16 protein-coding genes are annotated in these 16430 nt (G+C 61.6%); all 16 read right to left on the reverse strand.

Translation table 11 applies throughout. The features are described from left to right. Positions 1–230 precede the first annotated feature (230 nt). Entirely contained in the window at positions 231–983 is a 753-nt protein-coding gene (locus PHU01S_RS20060) for an amino acid ABC transporter ATP-binding protein (protein WP_048744393.1), read from the reverse strand. Further along, on the reverse strand, positions 980–1690 hold the full coding sequence (locus PHU01S_RS20065) for an amino acid ABC transporter permease (protein WP_127509545.1): 711 nt from the start codon (positions 1688–1690) through the stop codon (positions 980–982). Before PHU01S_RS20065 ends, PHU01S_RS20060 begins: the two co-directional genes overlap by 4 nt. Beyond that, on the reverse strand, positions 1687–2466 hold the full coding sequence (locus PHU01S_RS20070) for an amino acid ABC transporter permease (RefSeq protein WP_049868740.1): 780 nt from the start codon (positions 2464–2466) through the stop codon (positions 1687–1689). The genes PHU01S_RS20065 and PHU01S_RS20070 overlap by 4 nt, the downstream gene beginning before the upstream one ends. Before the next feature lie 28 nt (positions 2467–2494). Then, on the reverse strand, positions 2495–3346 hold the full coding sequence (locus PHU01S_RS20075; protein WP_127509548.1) for a transporter substrate-binding domain-containing protein: 852 nt from the start codon (positions 3344–3346) through the stop codon (positions 2495–2497). A 126-nt stretch (positions 3347–3472) separates the two neighbouring features. Beyond that, positions 3473–3979 (reverse strand): GNAT family N-acetyltransferase, encoded by a 507-nt coding sequence (locus tag PHU01S_RS20080; RefSeq protein ID WP_127509551.1) that lies wholly within the window; start codon positions 3977–3979, stop codon positions 3473–3475. A gap of 386 nt (positions 3980–4365) precedes the next feature. Beyond that, positions 4366–5244 (reverse strand): LysR family transcriptional regulator, encoded by an 879-nt coding sequence (locus PHU01S_RS20085; protein ID WP_127509554.1) that lies wholly within the window; start codon positions 5242–5244, stop codon positions 4366–4368. 206 nt (positions 5245–5450) lie between these two features. Beyond that, positions 5451–5936 (reverse strand): GNAT family N-acetyltransferase, encoded by a 486-nt coding sequence (locus PHU01S_RS20090; protein WP_048744386.1) that lies wholly within the window; start codon positions 5934–5936, stop codon positions 5451–5453. 89 nt (positions 5937–6025) lie between these two features. Then, the gene (locus tag PHU01S_RS20095; RefSeq protein WP_048744384.1) at positions 6026–6271 is read right to left on the reverse strand and encodes a cold-shock protein; all 246 of its coding nucleotides are present in this window, start codon (positions 6269–6271) and stop codon (positions 6026–6028) included. A 68-nt stretch (positions 6272–6339) separates the two neighbouring features. Further along, on the reverse strand, positions 6340–6543 hold the full coding sequence (locus PHU01S_RS20100; protein WP_048744382.1) for a cold-shock protein: 204 nt from the start codon (positions 6541–6543) through the stop codon (positions 6340–6342). A 320-nt stretch (positions 6544–6863) separates the two neighbouring features. Then, positions 6864–8888 (reverse strand): elongation factor G, encoded by a 2025-nt coding sequence (locus PHU01S_RS20105; RefSeq protein WP_127509558.1) that lies wholly within the window; start codon positions 8886–8888, stop codon positions 6864–6866. Between the two features lie 159 nt (positions 8889–9047). Then, on the reverse strand, positions 9048–9980 hold the full coding sequence (locus tag PHU01S_RS20110) for a DUF8832 domain-containing protein (protein ID WP_127509561.1): 933 nt from the start codon (positions 9978–9980) through the stop codon (positions 9048–9050). A 78-nt stretch (positions 9981–10058) separates the two neighbouring features. Next, complete coding sequence (locus PHU01S_RS20115) at positions 10059–12470, reverse strand: heavy metal translocating P-type ATPase (protein ID WP_127509564.1); 2412 nt, start codon at positions 12468–12470, stop codon at positions 10059–10061. 175 nt (positions 12471–12645) lie between these two features. Beyond that, a complete protein-coding gene (locus tag PHU01S_RS20120; protein ID WP_021878103.1) occupies positions 12646–12975 on the reverse strand; it encodes a metal-sensitive transcriptional regulator in 330 nt (109 codons plus the stop codon). A gap of 173 nt (positions 12976–13148) precedes the next feature. Then, entirely contained in the window at positions 13149–14111 is a 963-nt protein-coding gene (locus tag PHU01S_RS20125) for a 2,3-diaminopropionate biosynthesis protein SbnB (protein ID WP_127509567.1), read from the reverse strand. 2 nt (positions 14112–14113) lie between these two features. Then, complete coding sequence (sbnA, locus tag PHU01S_RS20130; protein ID WP_127509570.1) at positions 14114–15094, reverse strand: 2,3-diaminopropionate biosynthesis protein SbnA; 981 nt, start codon at positions 15092–15094, stop codon at positions 14114–14116. Beyond that, a complete protein-coding gene (locus PHU01S_RS20135; RefSeq protein WP_048746109.1) occupies positions 15091–16332 on the reverse strand; it encodes a phenylacetate--CoA ligase family protein in 1242 nt (413 codons plus the stop codon). Before PHU01S_RS20135 ends, sbnA begins: the two co-directional genes overlap by 4 nt. Between the last annotated feature and the right edge of the window lie 98 nt (positions 16333–16430).

Below are 16430 nucleotides of genomic sequence, written 5' to 3' on the forward strand. Positions count from 1 at the left end.
GCTCTCTGCCTTGCTCTCTGCCTTGCTCTCTGCTTTGCTTTCTGCCTTGCTCTCTGCCTTGGTCTTTTCCTTGCTTTCTGCCCTTTTCTCTAACTCTTTGTTTTCTCTGCCTTGCTTTCTGCTTGCTTTTTCTTGCTCTCAGACCCTCTTCTTGTTCTCTATCTTGCTTTCTATTTTGTTCTCTCGTTCCAGTTCCCCGCCTTGCATGCCCACGCCTCAGATCTGCACGGCTAAATCGTATAGCTGGCCTCCGGCGTGATCCGCTTCAGGAACTGGCGCGTGCGCTCTTCCTTCGGATTGCGGAACAGCTCCACCGGAGGTCCTTCCTCGACGATGACGCCGCCGTCCATGAACACGACATGGTTCGCCACGTCCTGGGCGAAACCCATCTCATGCGTCACGACGATCATCGTGATGCCTTCCCTGGCGATGCGGCGGATGACCGCCAGCACCTCCCCGACGAGCTCGGGATCGAGCGCCGAGGTCGGCTCGTCGAACAGGATGACCTCCGGCTCCAGCGCCAGCGCCCGGGCGATGCCGACCCGCTGCTGCTGGCCTCCGGACAGCTGGCTCGGGTAGGCGTCCAGCTTCTCGCCGAGCCCGACCTTCTCCAGCAGCCGGATGCTGCGCTCGCGGGCTTCCGCCTTCGGAAGCTTGCGGGCGACCAGCAGCCCTTCCATTACGTTCTCCAGCGCGGTCTTATGCCGGAACAGGTTGTATTGCTGGAATACCATCGCTGTCTTCCGGCGCAGCTCGTGAATATCCTTGCGGCTGATCGATCGGAAGTCGGTCGAGAAGCCGGCGATATGGATGCTGCCCTCGCCCGGTTTCTCGAGATAGTTCAGGCAGCGGAGCAGCGTCGTCTTGCCCGAGCCGCTCGGCCCCAGTATCGCGACCACCTCGCCCTTCTCCACCTGCAGGTCGATGCCCTTCAGCACCTCATGCCGGCCGAACGACAGCTTGATTCCCTTCAGCTTGATCATGCGACGCCTCCCCGGTTGTACAGATTGATCCGCCGCTCGACCAGCGCGGATATCCTCTCCAGCACGATGGTCAGCCCCCAGAAGATGGCCGCCGCCGCGAGGAAGGCTTCGAAGAACTTCCAGTTCGTCGAGGCGACGATTTCCGCTTGCGCATTGATGTCGACGACCGACACGACAAACGCGAGCGTCGAGGCATGCATCATGCCGATGACGAAGTTGGACAAGTTCGGCACGCTTGCCGCCAGCGCCTGCGGGAACACGATCCGCCGCAGCGCCTGCGCCGTCGTCATGCCGACCGACAGCGCCGCTTCCAGCTGGCCGCGGTTCACGGACAGGAGGCCGGAGCGGATCACCTCCGAGCCGTAAGCGGAAGCGGTCACCGAGAAGGACAGGAACGCGAAGCCGATCATCGGAATTTGGGCCGAATTCCATCCCCAGCCGTACTGCTGCGACAGCCCGTCGATCAGAAGCGGCAGCCCCGCGTAGATGAGCAGCAGATGTGTCAGCATCGGAGTGCCGCGAATGACCGTCACATAACCTGCCGCCAGCCGGCCCAGAATCGGAACGCGGAAATAGCGGAGCAGAGCGAGCGCGGTTCCTGCCGACAGTCCGCAGACGACGGATACGAGCGTCAGGATGAGCGTTGTCGGCACAGCCGGCAGCAGCTCGAGAAAAGCGGTCCAAATAAAGGAGGGATCCAGGTTCATGAGGGCGTGCCTCCCTTCAGCTCCGCCGCCAGCTGCCTGAGCGAGACCCGCCTCCGCAGGCGGAATTTGCTTGCGGCCGCTTCGGAGCCGCGCTCATGCCGGAGCAGCCTCTTCTCGCCGTGCAGCAGCAGCTTTTCCAGCACGAAAGCAAGGACGAAATAAACGAAGGCCAGCGCCAGATACGCCTCGAAAAAATGCTGCGTGAGCGAAGCGAGCGTCTGCGCCTTGCCGGTCATCTCCATGACGCCGAGCGTGAAGGCGAGCGACGTGTCCTTGAGCAGCGCCAGAATCATATTGGAAAACACCGGCACGGCGATCGCTAGCGCCTGCGGCGCCACGATTCTCGCGAACGCCTGATGGCCCCGCATGCCGATCGAGTACGCCGCCTCCACCTGCCCCCGGTCCACCGCCAGGATGGAGGCCCGGATCGTCTCCGAGACGTAAGCCCCGGTATGGAGGCCGTAGGTCAGGATGACGAAGACGAGCACAGGCGTTTTAGAGACGTCGATGCCGATCCACTTCAGCACCTCCGGCAGCCCATAATAGAAGAGGAACAGCTGGATGAGAATCGGCGTCCCCCGGAAGAACGAGGCATACGCCTTGGACAGCTGCTCCAGCACCGGAATGCGGTACAGGCGGGGCAGCGCGGCGAGCAGGCCCGCCAGCAGGCCCGTCAGAAGCGAGCCGCCCACGATGAGCAGAGTCACGTTCAGCGTCGATGCCAGCTTCGGAATAAATTTCAGCACGTAGGAGAATTCAAACGGCAAGCCGCCCATTCCCATCCCCTCCTCTCCGCGCGATGGCTTACTTGCTCGCGCTGTCCTCCGTAAAGTCGCCTCCGAGCCATTGCTCGCTGAGCTTGGCCAGCGTTCCGTCGGCCTTCACTTCCTCCAGCGCCTTGTCGATGTCGTCGGACAGCTTCTGCGACTCCGGCTCGCCCTTGCGGAAGACGAACAGGATATCGGCTTCGCTGAGCGGATTGCCCACCGTCTTGAGCTTGCGCTGCGGATCGATGAGCGACAGGGAGAAGTCCGCTCCGACAGCCGCGTCCACGCGGCCCGTCGTGATCTGGCTCACGGTATCGTTGGCCGCTCCGCTGGAGTAGACGATCTTGAGCGCGTCGCCATGCTCCTTGTTGTAGTTGAGCAGGATCTGGGCTTCCGCGCTTGTCGCGCCGGTAATGAACTTCTTGCCCTTCAGGTCGTCGAGCGACTCGATGGGGTCGTTGTTGTCCTTGGCGACGATGATCTTGTTGCGCCAGTGGGCGTAAGGCACCTTATTGAACAGATATTTTTCTTCCCGCTCCGGATTCTTCTCGAATTCATGGGCGGCAAAATCGATTTTCTTCGCGTCCAGGCTCAGCAGAATGCTCTTGAACTCCATCGTCTGGAACTCGAACTCATACTGGGGCAGCCGCTTGTCGATCTCGCGCACCAGCTCCACGTCGAAGCCGGTCAGCTTGCCGTTTTCATCGATAAAGCATACTTTCGGGAACTGCGTTCCCGTGCCGACGATGATCTTCTTCACCGGCGCGGAAGTCTCCTGGCCTGCGGAAGCGGCCTTGACCCCCTCCGCACCGTTTTCTTTGGCTCCGCATGCCGCCAGCAGCAGCGTCAGCAGGATGGCGGCGGATACGCCGGCCGTTTTCTTTTTCATGAAAAATCCCCCTTATCGACAATCGAAATCAAAATCAAAATGGCTTCGGGCATATCGGCTTGAAGGCGAATCAAGCTGAAACAGCCGGTCTCCACGTCTGTCATCCAGCGACGATCTGCGTGCAGCTCAGACAGGCTCGAAGGCGGACCCGACTTCCTTGCGGAGCAGATGCATCGTGCCGTCGCCGTTGCCGGAATCGAACGCCTGAAACCGCTTGTAGCCTCTGCGCTCGTACATGGAGAGCAGCCACGGGTGCTTCTCGGCGGTCGCCAGCGTCACGGCCGGCTCGTGCAGCCCATCGCGAATGACCTGATTTTCCACCCAATCCAGCAGCCTGCCTCCCAGCCCCGCACCCTGGAATTCAGGAGCCGCCGCGAACCATTTCAGGAACGGAAGCCTCCCGAACGATTCCGGCAAAGGCTCTCTGTTCAGCGTGATCGTCGCGGCGATCACTCCGTCAAGCTCCAGCACGTAACAGTCATTGGCCTCGATGTTGGCCTCGATCAGCTCCACATCCGCATGCGCGGCAGGCCAGCGGAGCTCGAGCTCGCGAATCTGCGCATAAGCTCCGTAAACGACCTCCTGGAGACGCTCGGCGTCCCGCTTGACGGCTTTGCGGAATATTTCCCCCATGGACTTCTCCTCCTGTCCGGCACATTAATAATTGATAATTCCCATGCATTTAGTAAGGATTGTGTTTGTTCCACTGTACCATCGCCTGCCGGCGACGGCTAATAGAGAAGATCTATTCGTCGATAGAAAGTGCCGAAGACGATGCCGACTTGCTGAAGGACAGGCCTCGGCGCCCGGAGCAAGGAGCGGACGAATGCTGTGGCCCCGTCTGCGGACCAATGGGTGCGGTTGATGGAACGCATGAATTTTGCGGCGCGAGGAACTCACGGCTGGAGAGGGCTGAAGCCGGCTATTGCTGCGGGCGTGGAACGCACGGCTGAGCCGGCTTTTTGCTCCGGCGCCGGCAACGGGCGGGGCTACAGCTCCAGCTCCATTAACGCGCGGGGCTACAGCTCCAGCAGCGGACGGAACCCTCGGATCGCTTCCACGATCTCGATGTTCTCTCCGGCTGGGGCGATGAGGCTTGTATGGAGGGAGATGCCTGCGATTTCCTTGACTTCAACGGGAATCAGGCGGCCTTCGCCGACTTCGCGGCGAACGCAGATGCCCGGCAGGAAACAGATGCCTGCACGGTGCATGACCAGTTTTTTGGCCGTCTCGGAATTATCGGCTTGGAAAACGATGTCGGGGGGATGCTCCAGGCTCTCGAAGACGCGATGGACCCGCTGCCAGTCCAGCGAGCCGCATTCAAAGAAGATCAGCTTCTGCGAGCCGATCTCCTCGATCGGAATGATGCCTCTGCCGGCGAAGGGATGGTCTTCATGCACGTACAGCTTGATGGGATCCTCGTATAGGGGAATGGATTGGAGGGAGGGATGGGCAAGCCTGCGGACAAAGGCGAGATCCAGCTCCTTGGCCAGCAGCTTGGCCGCCAGCTCGTCGGATGTGCCCGTCGTCAGCTTGAACGTCAGCCGGGGGAACCGTTCCTGCAGGAGCGGCAGCAAGTCGGGAATCAAATAATTCGACACGGACACCGTGCTCCCGATCCGCAGCTCTCCCGGCATCGCCCGTCTCTGCTGGATATGGAGCTTGCCCTTGCGGAACGTCTGGAGAATCTGCTGCGCGTAAGGAAGGAACTGCTTCCCCTTATCGGTCAGCGCGATCTGCTTCGCTTGGCGGTCGAAGAGACGGCTGTCCAGCTCGCGTTCAAGCGTCTGGATGCGGGCCGTCACCGAAGGCTGCGACAAGTACAAGGCTTCGGCAGCCTTGTTGAAGCTGCCGTAGTGATGGACATAAACAAACGCCTCGATGTTCTCGATGTTCATCTGACCGGCCCCTTTTTTCTTATATTCCGCTGCGCTTAGTTGGAATTAGTTATCTGGTATCGTAATCCCAGATGGGGATCAGTGTCAATCGTGGATTCGGATCGCTTGTTCAATGCCCGCCGCCCGCCTGTTGCCCATTGCAAGAAGCAAGGAAAGCAAAAAAAGACAGCCTCCGAAAAAAATCCTGGAAGCTGCCGCACCTTCATTCACTTCTCCTGCTCGTCCAAAATGAACTCCATGATCCGGGTCTTGGTCCGGAACCCCTGCCGTTCATAGAAGCGGATAGCCGAAGGGTTGCACTCGAAGACGTTGAGATCGACCGCATCGGCGCCCTTGGCGCGGGCGTAGAGGATGACCTGCTCCATCAGCCTGGAGCCGAGTCCGAGTCCGCGATGTTCCTCGTTCACGACCAGATCCCGGACGAACACCGTCTTCCTCGGCTGGAACACCGGTCTGTCCGGCGCCTCCTGCCACTCGAGGGCGGCATATCCGAGCAGGCTCCCGCCGTCGGCTGCCAGCACCATGACGTCTATCGCCCCGTCGTTGAGCCATCCTTCGTAGACGGCCCGGGTGAACTGGCCTTCCACCTTGCGATGCAGGTCCGGTCTGGCATCCGCATGAAAGTCGAATACTTGCTTGTTCAATGCGGCCACCGCCGCATAATCCTTCTTTTCCGCCAAACGAAAGTCCATGACCGTCCCTCCAAAGCGGCAGTCTCCTCCACGCAAAAAAAGACCCGACGGATATCGGGTCTCCTCCTTGCGGCATCTCTGCCGAATCCCTACGTTTCCTGCTGGCTGGCAGCCGCTTTTTTCTTGGCCGCCTGCAGGGCGCTGGTCGATTCCATAAGGACGGGTAGGTCTCGCATGCCCGAGGTCATCGGAGAAGAACAGATGGAGCAGACCGGCTCTTGCTCGAAAGCGTAATCCTTCCGCATCCATCCATTGCAGCCGTCTTTGGAACAAGTCCAGACGGGGGTCATCTCGGTGGGCAGTTCTTCTTGCGTCTTCTTTCGGGAATAGTACATGGAAACACTACCTCCTCCTCTATGAATCTAACAAAAAGGCCCTGCATCTAGCAGGGCGCTGGCGATGATTAGTATACTTTTACTACGTCTGCAGCTTGCAGGCCGCGTTGGCCTTGAACAACGTTGAATTCAACGCGTTGGCCTTCGTCAAGAGTTTTGAAGCCTTCGCCAGTGATAGCGCTGAAGTGTACGAATACGTCTTCGCCGCCCTCAACTTCGATGAAACCGAAACCTTTTTCTGCGTTGAACCATTTAACTGTACCTGTTTGCATTTGTGTTACCTCCAAAATGTTTATTTGCATGTATGATCTTAAAAAGATCACCCATCGGAAAAGGCAGCGAAAGCGGCCCCTTCAAATACGTGACCCTTAACGTCTCATATACGATTTGTTAAGTATAACACACCTAATCGCAGATAGCAAAGCTTTGATTTGTAAATTTGCGGAAAATGAAGAAATCGGCTTGGGCCGGCTTTCCTGCGCGCTTCTTTCCGGCTATCGCGCGTTCAGGCTTCGGCAAAGCAGGCGGCCTCGCCCTGCCGCCTGCCGAAACCGCCTTCTCCGTTCCGGTCCGCGACAGCGGGCTGCAGCCGTCAGCCCTGCTGCGACAGCGCATTGCGAACGGCGAGGATGTAGCGGGACTGATCCAGCGGATTCACGCCGCGGCGCTTGCGCTCCGCCTGAACCTCGGCCGGCGCCTCCCGGTATCCCGAGAAGGAGGCCGACAGCGTGCCGCGGCCTTTGGTCAGCGACCCGAGCCGGGCCGGGAAGTCCAGGGAGGTGGCGACCGGCAGCAAGCCTTCCAGCTCCATGCGCTCGCCGCTCAGCACAGGCGGCTCGAACTCCCCTCGCATCGCGATGAGCTCGTTCATCAGCTTGCCGCCGAACTCCTCCGGCACGGACAAGCGGAAGCTCAGCAGCGGCTCCAGCAGCTTGGTCCCGACATTGGCAAGGCCGTCCATGATCCCCATGGGTGTGGCGACCACGAAGTCCAGAGGATGCGTATGCCACACATGATGCTCCCCTTCCAGCAGCGTCACGTTGAGGTCGGTGACTTCCCAGCCGTGCAGCCCTTGCTGGAGCGCCTCGGGAACGCGCCGCTCCACCTCGTTCTGATAGCTGCCGAGCAGCCGCTCCGGCTTGGCCAGGGAACGATACTGCAAGCCGCTGCCGCGCGGGGCCGGCTCGATGCGGAACCGGAGAATCGCCCAGCACGGCTTGGGCATCGTATAAGCGACAAAGCCTTCTCCGGCTGCCGCCGGCGTCTCCTTGTAGATGACGGATGGCGGGTCGAAGGAGACATCGAGCCCGAACCGGCTTTTGGCGACGGAAGCCAGCACTTCGATCTGAATCGGACCCATGACCTTCAGATGCAGCTCCCGATCCTCCGGAATCCACTGGAGATCGAGCAGCGGGTCCTCGTCGGCCAGCTCCTGGAAAGCGGCCACGACCTTCGGATAGTCGGCCTCGTTCTTCCATCGCGCCTGCACCGTCAGCAGCGGCACGGCCATCCGCAGGCTCCCCGGAACGTCCGCGTCCGTGCCCAGAATATCTCCGATGCGCGCCCGGCTGAGGCCGTACACCGCCGCCACGTCGCCAGCCTCCAGAATGCCGGCGTCTTCGGACCTCCGCATGTCGACGATCCGAATCTGGGTAATCTTCTCCTGGATGTCCTGGGTCTTGTTGTAGACGGAATCCCGGTTGCGGAGCGTGCCGCCGTAGAGGCGCACGTAAGCGATGCGGCCCATGGCGGGATCCTTCTCCAGCTTGAACACGAGGCCGGATACCGGTGCGCCGCTGTCTCCGCCGGCCTCGGGGAGCCATCTGACGATGGCGTCCATAAGGGCGGCGATGCCGATGCCGCGGCTCGCCGCGCCGAACAGCACGGGGAACAGCTCCGCCCCGGCGGCGCCGGCTGCAAGCCGGTCGGCAAGCTCCGCGGCATCGACCCCGCCCTGCTCCAGATAGCGTTCGAGCAGGTCCTCGCGGCTCTCGGCGACCGTTTCCGTCAGCAGCTCCAAATACGGCCGCTGATCGTCGGACAAGGCGTCCGCTCCTCTAGCTGCATGGCCGTCGAGATCAGGCAGCAGACCGGGGCTCCTCGTAAAATGCTCCTCCAGCCCATGCGGAGCCTGGACAGGCACTGCTCCGGCGGTCAGCAGCCTGCGGATGCCCGCAAGAGCCTCCAGCGGATCGGCTCCGATGCGGTCCAGCTTATTGATGAAGAACACGGTCGGAATCTGCAGGCTGCGCAGAGCCTGCCAGATGACTTCGGTCTGCGGCTGCACGCCTTCCACCGCGGATACGACCAGCACGGCGCCGTCCATGACGCGCAGCGAGCGCTCCACCTCCGAGAGGAAATCCACATGGCCCGGAGTGTCGACGAGGTTGACCTGCACGCCCCGATGGACGAATCGCGTCGCCGCCGCGCGCACCGAGATTCCCCGCTCCCGCTCCACGTCGAGCGAATCGGTCTGCGCGGTGCCCGCATCCACGCTTCCGAGAGCGCGGATCCGTCCGCTTTCATATAAGATATGTTCCGTTGTCGTCGTTTTGCCCGCATCGACGTGGGCGAAGATGCCTACGTTGCGGATCGGGGCTCGGGCGGAAGATGGCATAGGAAGCAAAGTCCCCCTGTCAGGCAGTATGTATCCGCCTATTATACATGATAATAGAGTCCGGAAGGCCAGAGGATCCGCCCATTCATGCAAAAAGCCCTGGATTCCACATGCGGAATCCGGGCTTTTCGTTGGTTTCGGCCATCTTGTTCTCTTGCGTCAAGGAACCTTGATGATGAACGGCACGGTGAACACTTCGCCGCCGCGCTTGAACTGGCCCCATATTTTGTAGATCCCGCTCTTCGGGAACGTCGTCATGAACCGGGCTTCCGGCCCGGATGCCTTCTCGTCCATCGGATGCACATGCAGGTAGCTCTCCGCGTCCGCGGTCAGGATGACGACATGGCCGACCGCGCCGAGGTATGGCTGAAGGTCCGTGACCGGCTTTTCGGTCCGGGCGTCCGCAATCGTATACGTCAGCATGGCTTCCTCTCCGGCGGCCAGGCCGTCGATCGAGAGGGCGATTTCCTTGCCGTCCACGACCTTGGTCAGGTCGCCGTCCGGCTCGATCGGCTTGGCCTTATCCGCAGCTCCGCCTATCGACACCCACTGCATCCTGCTCATCGCGCTGCCGCCCGCCGGCACGAAGTCGGCGATCAGCTTGTACTCTCCGCCGGCCGGAAATTCCGTCGCGATTTCAAAGACGCCTCCGCCCTTGTACTCCGGATGGATGTGGCTGAAGTAAGACAGGTCCTTGCTCACGATGATCATATGCTGCTTCTGCTCATGGGCGGTGTCGAACTGCTCGACCGGCTTGCCGCCGCTTGTAATGGCGACCCGGATGAGCGTCTCCCGCCTGGCCTCCGGCTGGCCGCCGCCCGCCAGCGTCCACTCGGCCTTCACATCGGAGGCATCGGCGGCTGCCCCTTTCCTTTCGCCGCCCGGATGGGCATGTCCGGCGGAAGCGTCGGACGAGTCATGGGCATTCGGCTCCGGCTCCATATTCATGTTCATCGAGTCATGGGCATTCGGCTCCGTATTCATGTTCATCGAGCCATGGCCTCCCTCTTGGCGGACCGTCTTGGAGCCGCAAGCGGACATAACGGCGGCCGCGACGATCAGCATGGCTGCAAGCTTCAACCGTTTCATCATGGATTCAATCCTTTCTGCGAAAATTCCAATCATCCAAACAAGCTGCGCCCTTGCATCCATCCCGTCCCGCTGCGGGCTCTACACCTTCATCCGCTGCAGACGAAGGGCGTTCAGCACGACCGAGACGGAGCTGAGCGCCATCGCCGCTCCGGCAATCCATGGAGCCAGCAGGCCAAGAGCGGCCACCGGGATGCCGAGCGTATTGTAGCCGAGCGCCCAGAACAGATTCTGGCGGATATTGCCCATCGTCCGGCGGCTCATGGCGATCGCGTCGGCGATGCTGTTCAGATCTCCGCGCATGAGCGTAACGTCGGCGGCTTCCATCGCCACGTCCGTTCCGGTGCCGATGGCCATTCCGATATCCGCCGCGGCAAGCGCGGGAGCGTCGTTGATGCCGTCTCCGACCATCGCGACCTTTTTGCCCTCGGCCTGCAGCCTCTTCACTTCCTCGGCCTTGCCTTCCGGCAGCACCTCGGCCCGGACTTGATCGATTCCCGCCTGCCTGGCGACGGCCCTAGCCGTGCGCTCGTTGTCGCCTGTGACCATGATGACGTCGATGCCCATCGCCTTCAGCCGCGCTACCGCCGCAGCCGACGTTTCCTTGATCGTATCCGCCGCCGCGACCAAGCCCGCATACCGCCCGTCCGCCGCGATCAGCATCGCCGTCTTGCCCTCTTCCTCCAGCCTCTCCATCGAGGCCATAGCCTGGTCGGCGGAGATGCCGTGCCTCTCCATAAGTCTCCGCGTGCCGGCCAGAATTTCATGCCCTTCCACGACAGCCCGGATTCCGTAGCCCGGAATCGCCTCGAACCCGCTCGCGGCAGGGATGGAAATGCCGCGCGCCTCGATACCCGAGACGATCGCTTCCGCAAGCGGATGCTCCGAGCTCTTCTCCGCAGCTCCGACAAGACGGAGGAACTCCCGCTCCTCCATATGGCTGGCGACGACGACATCCGTCAGCTCCGGCATGCCCTTCGTCACGGTGCCCGTCTTGTCGAGGATGACGGCGTCGATTGCATGGGTGGATTCCAAATGCTCGCCGCCCTTGAACAGAACGCCCAGCTCTGCGGCACGGCCGGAGCCCGCCATGATGGACGTAGGCGTCGCCAGGCCGAGGGCGCATGGGCAGGCTATGACGAGGATGGCGATCGCCTTCTCCAGCGCTTCGGCGACATTACTCGGTGTTACCCAGACATACCAGATCACGAAGGCGATAACGGCGATGCCGACGACGATAGGAACGAAAATGCCGGAAATGACGTCCGCGACCCGCTGAATCGGGGCTTTGGAGCCTTGCGCTTCCTCGACGACCTTGATGATCCGGGCCAGCGCCGTTTCTTTGCCGACCTTGGTCGCCCTGATCTTGAGCCGTCCGTTCTTGTTGACCGTCGCGCCGATGACGAGGTCTCCGGCATTCTTCTCCACCGGAATGCTCTCTCCCGTCAGCATTGATTCGTCGACGGAGGAGCTGCCTTCCAGCACTTCGCCATCGACGGGGACTTTCTCGCCCGGCTTCACGACGACGATGTCGCCGCCGAGCACTTCCTCGATCGCGACCTGCGTCTCGGCTCCGTCCCGGATGACGAGCGCTGTCTTGGCCTGCAGCCCCATCAGCGTCTTGATCGCTTCGGACGTGCGGCCCTTCGCCAGCGACTCGAACAGCTTGCCGAGAAGGACGAGCGTGATGAGCACGGCGCTGGTCTCGTAATACATCTGCGGACCGTGATGGGCCATGCCGCCCATCCGCGCCCATTCGACGGTCAGATATAGGCTGTAGAAGTAAGCCGCCGAAGTTCCGAGGGACACTAGGACGTCCATATTGGCGCTCCGGTTGCGAAGGGCTTTGAAAGCCCCGACGTAAAACTGCTTGCCGATGTAGAATTGGACCGGGGCCGCCAGCGCAAGCTGGAACCACGGGTTCATGAACAGCTCCGGCATCGGAATCCAGGACAGGAAGGAGAAGTGCCCCGCCATCGACCACAGCAGCGGGAGCGATAGAATCGCCGACAGGAGCAGCTTGCGCTTCTGGCGCGCGACGGCTTGCTGCCGGAGCTCGGATGGATCGGCGACCTCCTGCCTGGGGATGGCCTCGTAGCCCAGCTTGGCTACTCTCGCTTGCAGATCCGCGACCGATACGGCCGCCGGATTGTATTCCACCCTTGCGCTCTCGAGGGCAAAGTTCACGGCCGCCCCGGTTACGCCCGGCGTTCTGTTCAGCGTCTTCTCGATGCGCACGGCGCAGGCCGCGCAGTACATGCCGACGAGCTGGAGATCCGCCGTCTGCATGGCGGTATCGTATCCGAGCTTGCGGATCGTCTGCTGCAGCTGGGGCACGGTCACCTGATCGGGATCGTAGGTCACCGTCGCTCTTTCCAGAGCAAAGTTCACGTTCGCTTCCGCGACGCCCTCCAGCCTGTTCAACCCTTTCTCGATCCGGTTCGCGCAAGCCGCGCAGGTCATGCCGGTCAGCTGCAGCGTCGTTTGCTCCATAGGCTGTTTGGATGCTTCCACTTGCGGACACCTCGCTTAGTTCCTTTATTGCCATCATTCAGCGGCCTTATTCTTACGTTTACTATACCCCTCTACCCTATATTCAGTCAATTAAAACTTATACCCCCCACCCCTATATCGAACGGCATAGAAAAAGGATTCTCTCGAATCCCGGTTATTTCATCAATTTGTTGATGGTGACCAGAAGCTCGTCGATGACCTCGCTCTCGCCGTCCTGGATGCGCTCGATGACGCAGCTCTTCATATGATGCTCCAGAAGCAGCCTGCCCACGCCGTTCAGGGCGGATTGGACCGAAGAGATCTGATTGAGGACGTCATCGCAGTAGACATCCTTCTCGATCAAGCCCTTGAGACCGCGGACCTGGCCCTCGATCCGGTTGAGGCGGCTGATGAGATTGCTTTTGGTCTTCTCGGAGTGATGGCTTTTGCGTCCGTCCGCCTCGCATGATTCATGCTTGTTCGTATCCTGCTGGAGCTCATCCATCGCATCACGCCCTTTTTGATTTCCAGTTTACCATAGCCCCCCCACCTATACCAGCACCCCGATTTTGGCAGTCGGCATTCATGAGGGCCTTGCCGCTCCAGGGTCGACGATCGCCGCCTTGCCGGCCTGCTTCCCTTCCTACGGCTCCACCGCCATCGGCCGCTTCCCAGCCTTCAGGGCAATTCGATGCCCAGCCCCCGCTTCACGGCTTCCCGGCAAAAATGACCGGCGATCGCGATATCGAATATTCCCAGACCCATCGGGTTGAAAAATACGGTCTCTCCCGAAAATTCGGCCAAGGCGTCCCGGCAGACGAGATCCGCAAGCGTTCGGACATCCTCTTCCCTGAGTCCGTGCCGAAGATGCAGCAGCTCGATGTCCGTGTTCTCGCGGCATACCTCCCGCCAGTCGTCCACGATGACGGCGCGGACGCCCGCGACGCCCTCCGGCTTGAAATCCCGCAGCGACACGTTCAGCAGCAGCGAGCCCGGAGCAGCCGGCTCGTCGATGTACCGCTCTGCCGATACCGTGCATGTCGCGATCACGCTGGACCGGCGGTAAAGCTTACGCCAATCCGAGGCGATTGCCGTCCTCCCGCGCACAGCCTCCGGCACGCTCTGCGGATCGATATCCCGCAGGTCGTACAGCGTGATCTCCTTCAGGCGGCTGCCGAGCAAGGCGGCGCACATGTCGAGATGCAGGCGGCCGATCGGACCCCAGCCGATGATGCCGAGCCGAATGTCCTGATCCGGCCTCGAATCGGCATAGGCCCGGAGCATGACCCCGCTCACCGCGGCCGCGCGCAGGCCGTTGAGCAGGTTGCACCGGAGGAAGGCGAGCGGCAGGCCGTTCTCCGGATCGTTCAGGATGATCGCATTATGCGCCCGCGGCTGGCCGTTCTTGATGTTGCCGGGAAATCCGGCGATCCATTTGATGCCTGCCAAAGGATGCGGTCCGCCCAGATAAGCCGGGGTCGCGATGATCCGGTTGCCCGGTTCGGGAAACCGGAGATAGGTCTTGAGCGGAGCGGCATATTCCCCTCGATCCATCGCCCGCACGGCATCCTCCGCGATGCCGGCCAGCTTCACCCAATCTACACCGGCTTCCGTGATATGGCTGTCATTGAGATAGAGCATGTCTAATCCCCCCTATTCCAGGCATCCGGATCGATTTCGAGCTCCCGCTTCACCCACTCGTCGTCAAATACCGAGCTCATATACCGTTCGCCTCTGTCCGGCAGGATGGCCGCGCATATGGACCCGGCCGGAATGCTGCCGGCGAGGCGCCGGACCGCCGCCAGGACGCCGCCGGAGGATGCTCCTGCGAGAATGGCTTCCCGCCGGGCCAGCTCGCGGCAGCCCCAGACGCAATCGGCGTCCGACACCTTGACGACGATATCCGCCAGATCGCCGCCGTGCAGATCCGGCACGATGGCCGCTCCGAGGCCGGGAAATCTGCGCGGACCGCTGCTGCCGCCGAACAGGATGCTGCCCTGCGCATCGACCGCGACGACCTTCGTCGTCCAGCCTCGGCTGCGGATATAATCGGCGCAGCCGCGGATCGTTCCGCAGGAGCTGACCCCGCAAAACAGATAGTCGATCTTCCCGAGCTCGTCTCCGATCTCCCTCATCGTCGTATCCTGATGCGACCGGGCGTTGTCGGGGTTGCCGTACTGGTTCGTCCAGTAGGCATCCGAAATCGTCCCGAGCAGCTCCTTCACCCTGGCGATCCGCGCCGGCAGGAATTCACCCGTCGCGGCATCCGGCTGCTCGACCAGCTCGATCTCTCCGCCGAGGCTCCGGATGATCCGCTTATGCGCGTCGGTCGTCCGGGGATCGACGACGCAGATGAAACGGATGCCCAAGAAGCGGCATAGCTGAGCCAGGCTGATGGCCAGATTGCCTGAGCTCGATTCGATGACCGTGCTCCCCTCGATCACGTCGCCGCGCCGGATGGCTTCCCGGAGCATATGCAGCGCCGGACGGTCCTTAGCGCTGCCGCCGGGGTTCATGCCTTCCAGCTTGCCGAATACGGCGAACGGCTCGTCACGGAACAGCCTCTCCAGCCGGATGAGCGGCGTTCCCCCGATGGCGCCTGCGATGCCTCCGTCCAGCTTCATCCGGATTCTCCTTGCCTGTAATGGATTTTCTTGTTCTTGACCGAGCCCTGCTCTCCGGTGTCGTCCAACGACTTCCGGACGACCTGGATTCCGCCCAGGATGCCGCTGCGGATCATCGTCCCGATGTCGGGATTCCGGTTCTCCAGCTCCTGCCGGATGAGCTCAAGCGCGGCATCGCTTCCCTGCCCGCTGTCGACCGCGATCCGCAGCGAGTTCCCTTCGACAACGACGCGGACGCTGGCGCTGCCGAGATGCCGGCAGACCGTGTCCTCGATGTCGTAGATGCTGATCTTCTCGCCATGCTTGAGATCCGGTCCGATCCGCTTCACGAGGCTGTGGAAGCTCTGCCGGGGCACGCCCTCCACGTCGATGGTCCTCAGATCGCGCACGACGTCGTACGTCACGTAGCGAAGCGCGGGAAAGGCTTCGCGGATGGAGGAGGTCAGCACGAGCACCTGCTCCCCTTCGGATAGCGGCCGGAGTCCCTCTCCGAGCTCTTCGGCGCTCACCCCCTCGGCGATGATTCCATCCGCCAACAGATAACGTCCGCAACGAGGCGAATAGGATGCGATCGTGCCGATCTCGATCGATCCGTACGTATCCGTGATTCTGTCTTCGCCGATGCCAAGCCGCTGCGCGGCCTGGCTCCGCCACCCCGGCGACGCCGTCTCGCCGACAAGGATGACATGCCGGATGCCGAGCGCCGCCGGCTCGCCGGCCGCAGCCAGCAGCCGGTCCAGGATGGAGGGCATCGTATACAGCACCTCCGGCCGCAGCCGCTCCAGCGACTCGATATGCTGCCGGATCGGCAGCCGGAAAGACAACGACTCCACCGTCATGCCGAGCTGCCGGAACACCTCGGCGGCCGTCGCTTCCGCATGGCCGGTCCCCATGTCCGATACGGCCGTCTTGTACCCGTACGGCTCCAGAATGTCCCGGAAGACATCCAGCTTCACCCGCAGATAGTCGGCCTCGTCCTGCTCCGAGTAATAGATCGTCTTGCGCCGTCCCGAGCTCGTTCCCGACGTCCGGTAGCTGCGAATACCCGGCTGCATGGCAAGAGGAGTGCTGTCCGTGTAATAAAACCGTTCAAGAACGGACGACGTCAGAAGCGGCAGCTCCATATCCCCCGTTTCCCCTGCAGGCCGCCCCGATCCTTGGACGATAAGCCCGTCGAGCCAGGCAAAGCGATGCCTCATCCTTTCGACGATTTCCCGAATGCCGCCCGGATTGTCCATATGCAAATCCTCCCGCCTCAACTGTGTGCCCACATTGACGCTCTATCGTATGCCCATTCCCCTGCCGAGGTGAATCGAGCCTGCAGGCGGAAGCCAAG

Source organism: Paenibacillus humicus NBRC 102415 (genome assembly GCF_004000905.1).
Lineage (GTDB): Bacteria > Bacillota > Bacilli > Paenibacillales > Paenibacillaceae > Paenibacillus_O > Paenibacillus_O humicus.

Excerpts from the sequence above, each read along its gene's own strand:
- PHU01S_RS20060 (WP_048744393.1), bottom strand. The coding sequence starts at position 983 with ATGATCAAGCTGAAGGGAATCAAGCTGTCGTTCGGCCGGCATGAGGTG.
- PHU01S_RS20065 (WP_127509545.1), bottom strand. The coding sequence starts at position 1,690 with ATGAACCTGGATCCCTCCTTTATTTGGACCGCTTTTCTCGAGCTGCTG.
- PHU01S_RS20070 (WP_049868740.1), bottom strand. The coding sequence starts at position 2,466 with ATGGGCGGCTTGCCGTTTGAATTCTCCTACGTGCTGAAATTTATTCCG.
- PHU01S_RS20075 (WP_127509548.1), bottom strand. The coding sequence starts at position 3,346 with ATGAAAAAGAAAACGGCCGGCGTATCCGCCGCCATCCTGCTGACGCTG.
- PHU01S_RS20080 (WP_127509551.1), bottom strand. The coding sequence starts at position 3,979 with ATGGGGGAAATATTCCGCAAAGCCGTCAAGCGGGACGCCGAGCGTCTC.
- PHU01S_RS20085 (WP_127509554.1), bottom strand. The coding sequence starts at position 5,244 with ATGAACATCGAGAACATCGAGGCGTTTGTTTATGTCCATCACTACGGC.
- PHU01S_RS20090 (WP_048744386.1), bottom strand. The coding sequence starts at position 5,936 with ATGGACTTTCGTTTGGCGGAAAAGAAGGATTATGCGGCGGTGGCCGCA.
- PHU01S_RS20095 (WP_048744384.1), bottom strand. The coding sequence starts at position 6,271 with ATGTACTATTCCCGAAAGAAGACGCAAGAAGAACTGCCCACCGAGATG.
- PHU01S_RS20100 (WP_048744382.1), bottom strand. The coding sequence starts at position 6,543 with ATGCAAACAGGTACAGTTAAATGGTTCAACGCAGAAAAAGGTTTCGGT.
- PHU01S_RS20105 (WP_127509558.1), bottom strand. The coding sequence starts at position 8,888 with ATGCCATCTTCCGCCCGAGCCCCGATCCGCAACGTAGGCATCTTCGCC.
- PHU01S_RS20110 (WP_127509561.1), bottom strand. The coding sequence starts at position 9,980 with ATGATGAAACGGTTGAAGCTTGCAGCCATGCTGATCGTCGCGGCCGCC.
- PHU01S_RS20115 (WP_127509564.1), bottom strand. The coding sequence starts at position 12,470 with ATGGAGCAAACGACGCTGCAGCTGACCGGCATGACCTGCGCGGCTTGC.
- PHU01S_RS20120 (WP_021878103.1), bottom strand. The coding sequence starts at position 12,975 with ATGGATGAGCTCCAGCAGGATACGAACAAGCATGAATCATGCGAGGCG.
- PHU01S_RS20125 (WP_127509567.1), bottom strand. The coding sequence starts at position 14,111 with ATGCTCTATCTCAATGACAGCCATATCACGGAAGCCGGTGTAGATTGG.
- sbnA (WP_127509570.1), bottom strand. The coding sequence starts at position 15,094 with ATGAAGCTGGACGGAGGCATCGCAGGCGCCATCGGGGGAACGCCGCTC.
- PHU01S_RS20135 (WP_048746109.1), bottom strand. The coding sequence starts at position 16,332 with ATGGACAATCCGGGCGGCATTCGGGAAATCGTCGAAAGGATGAGGCAT.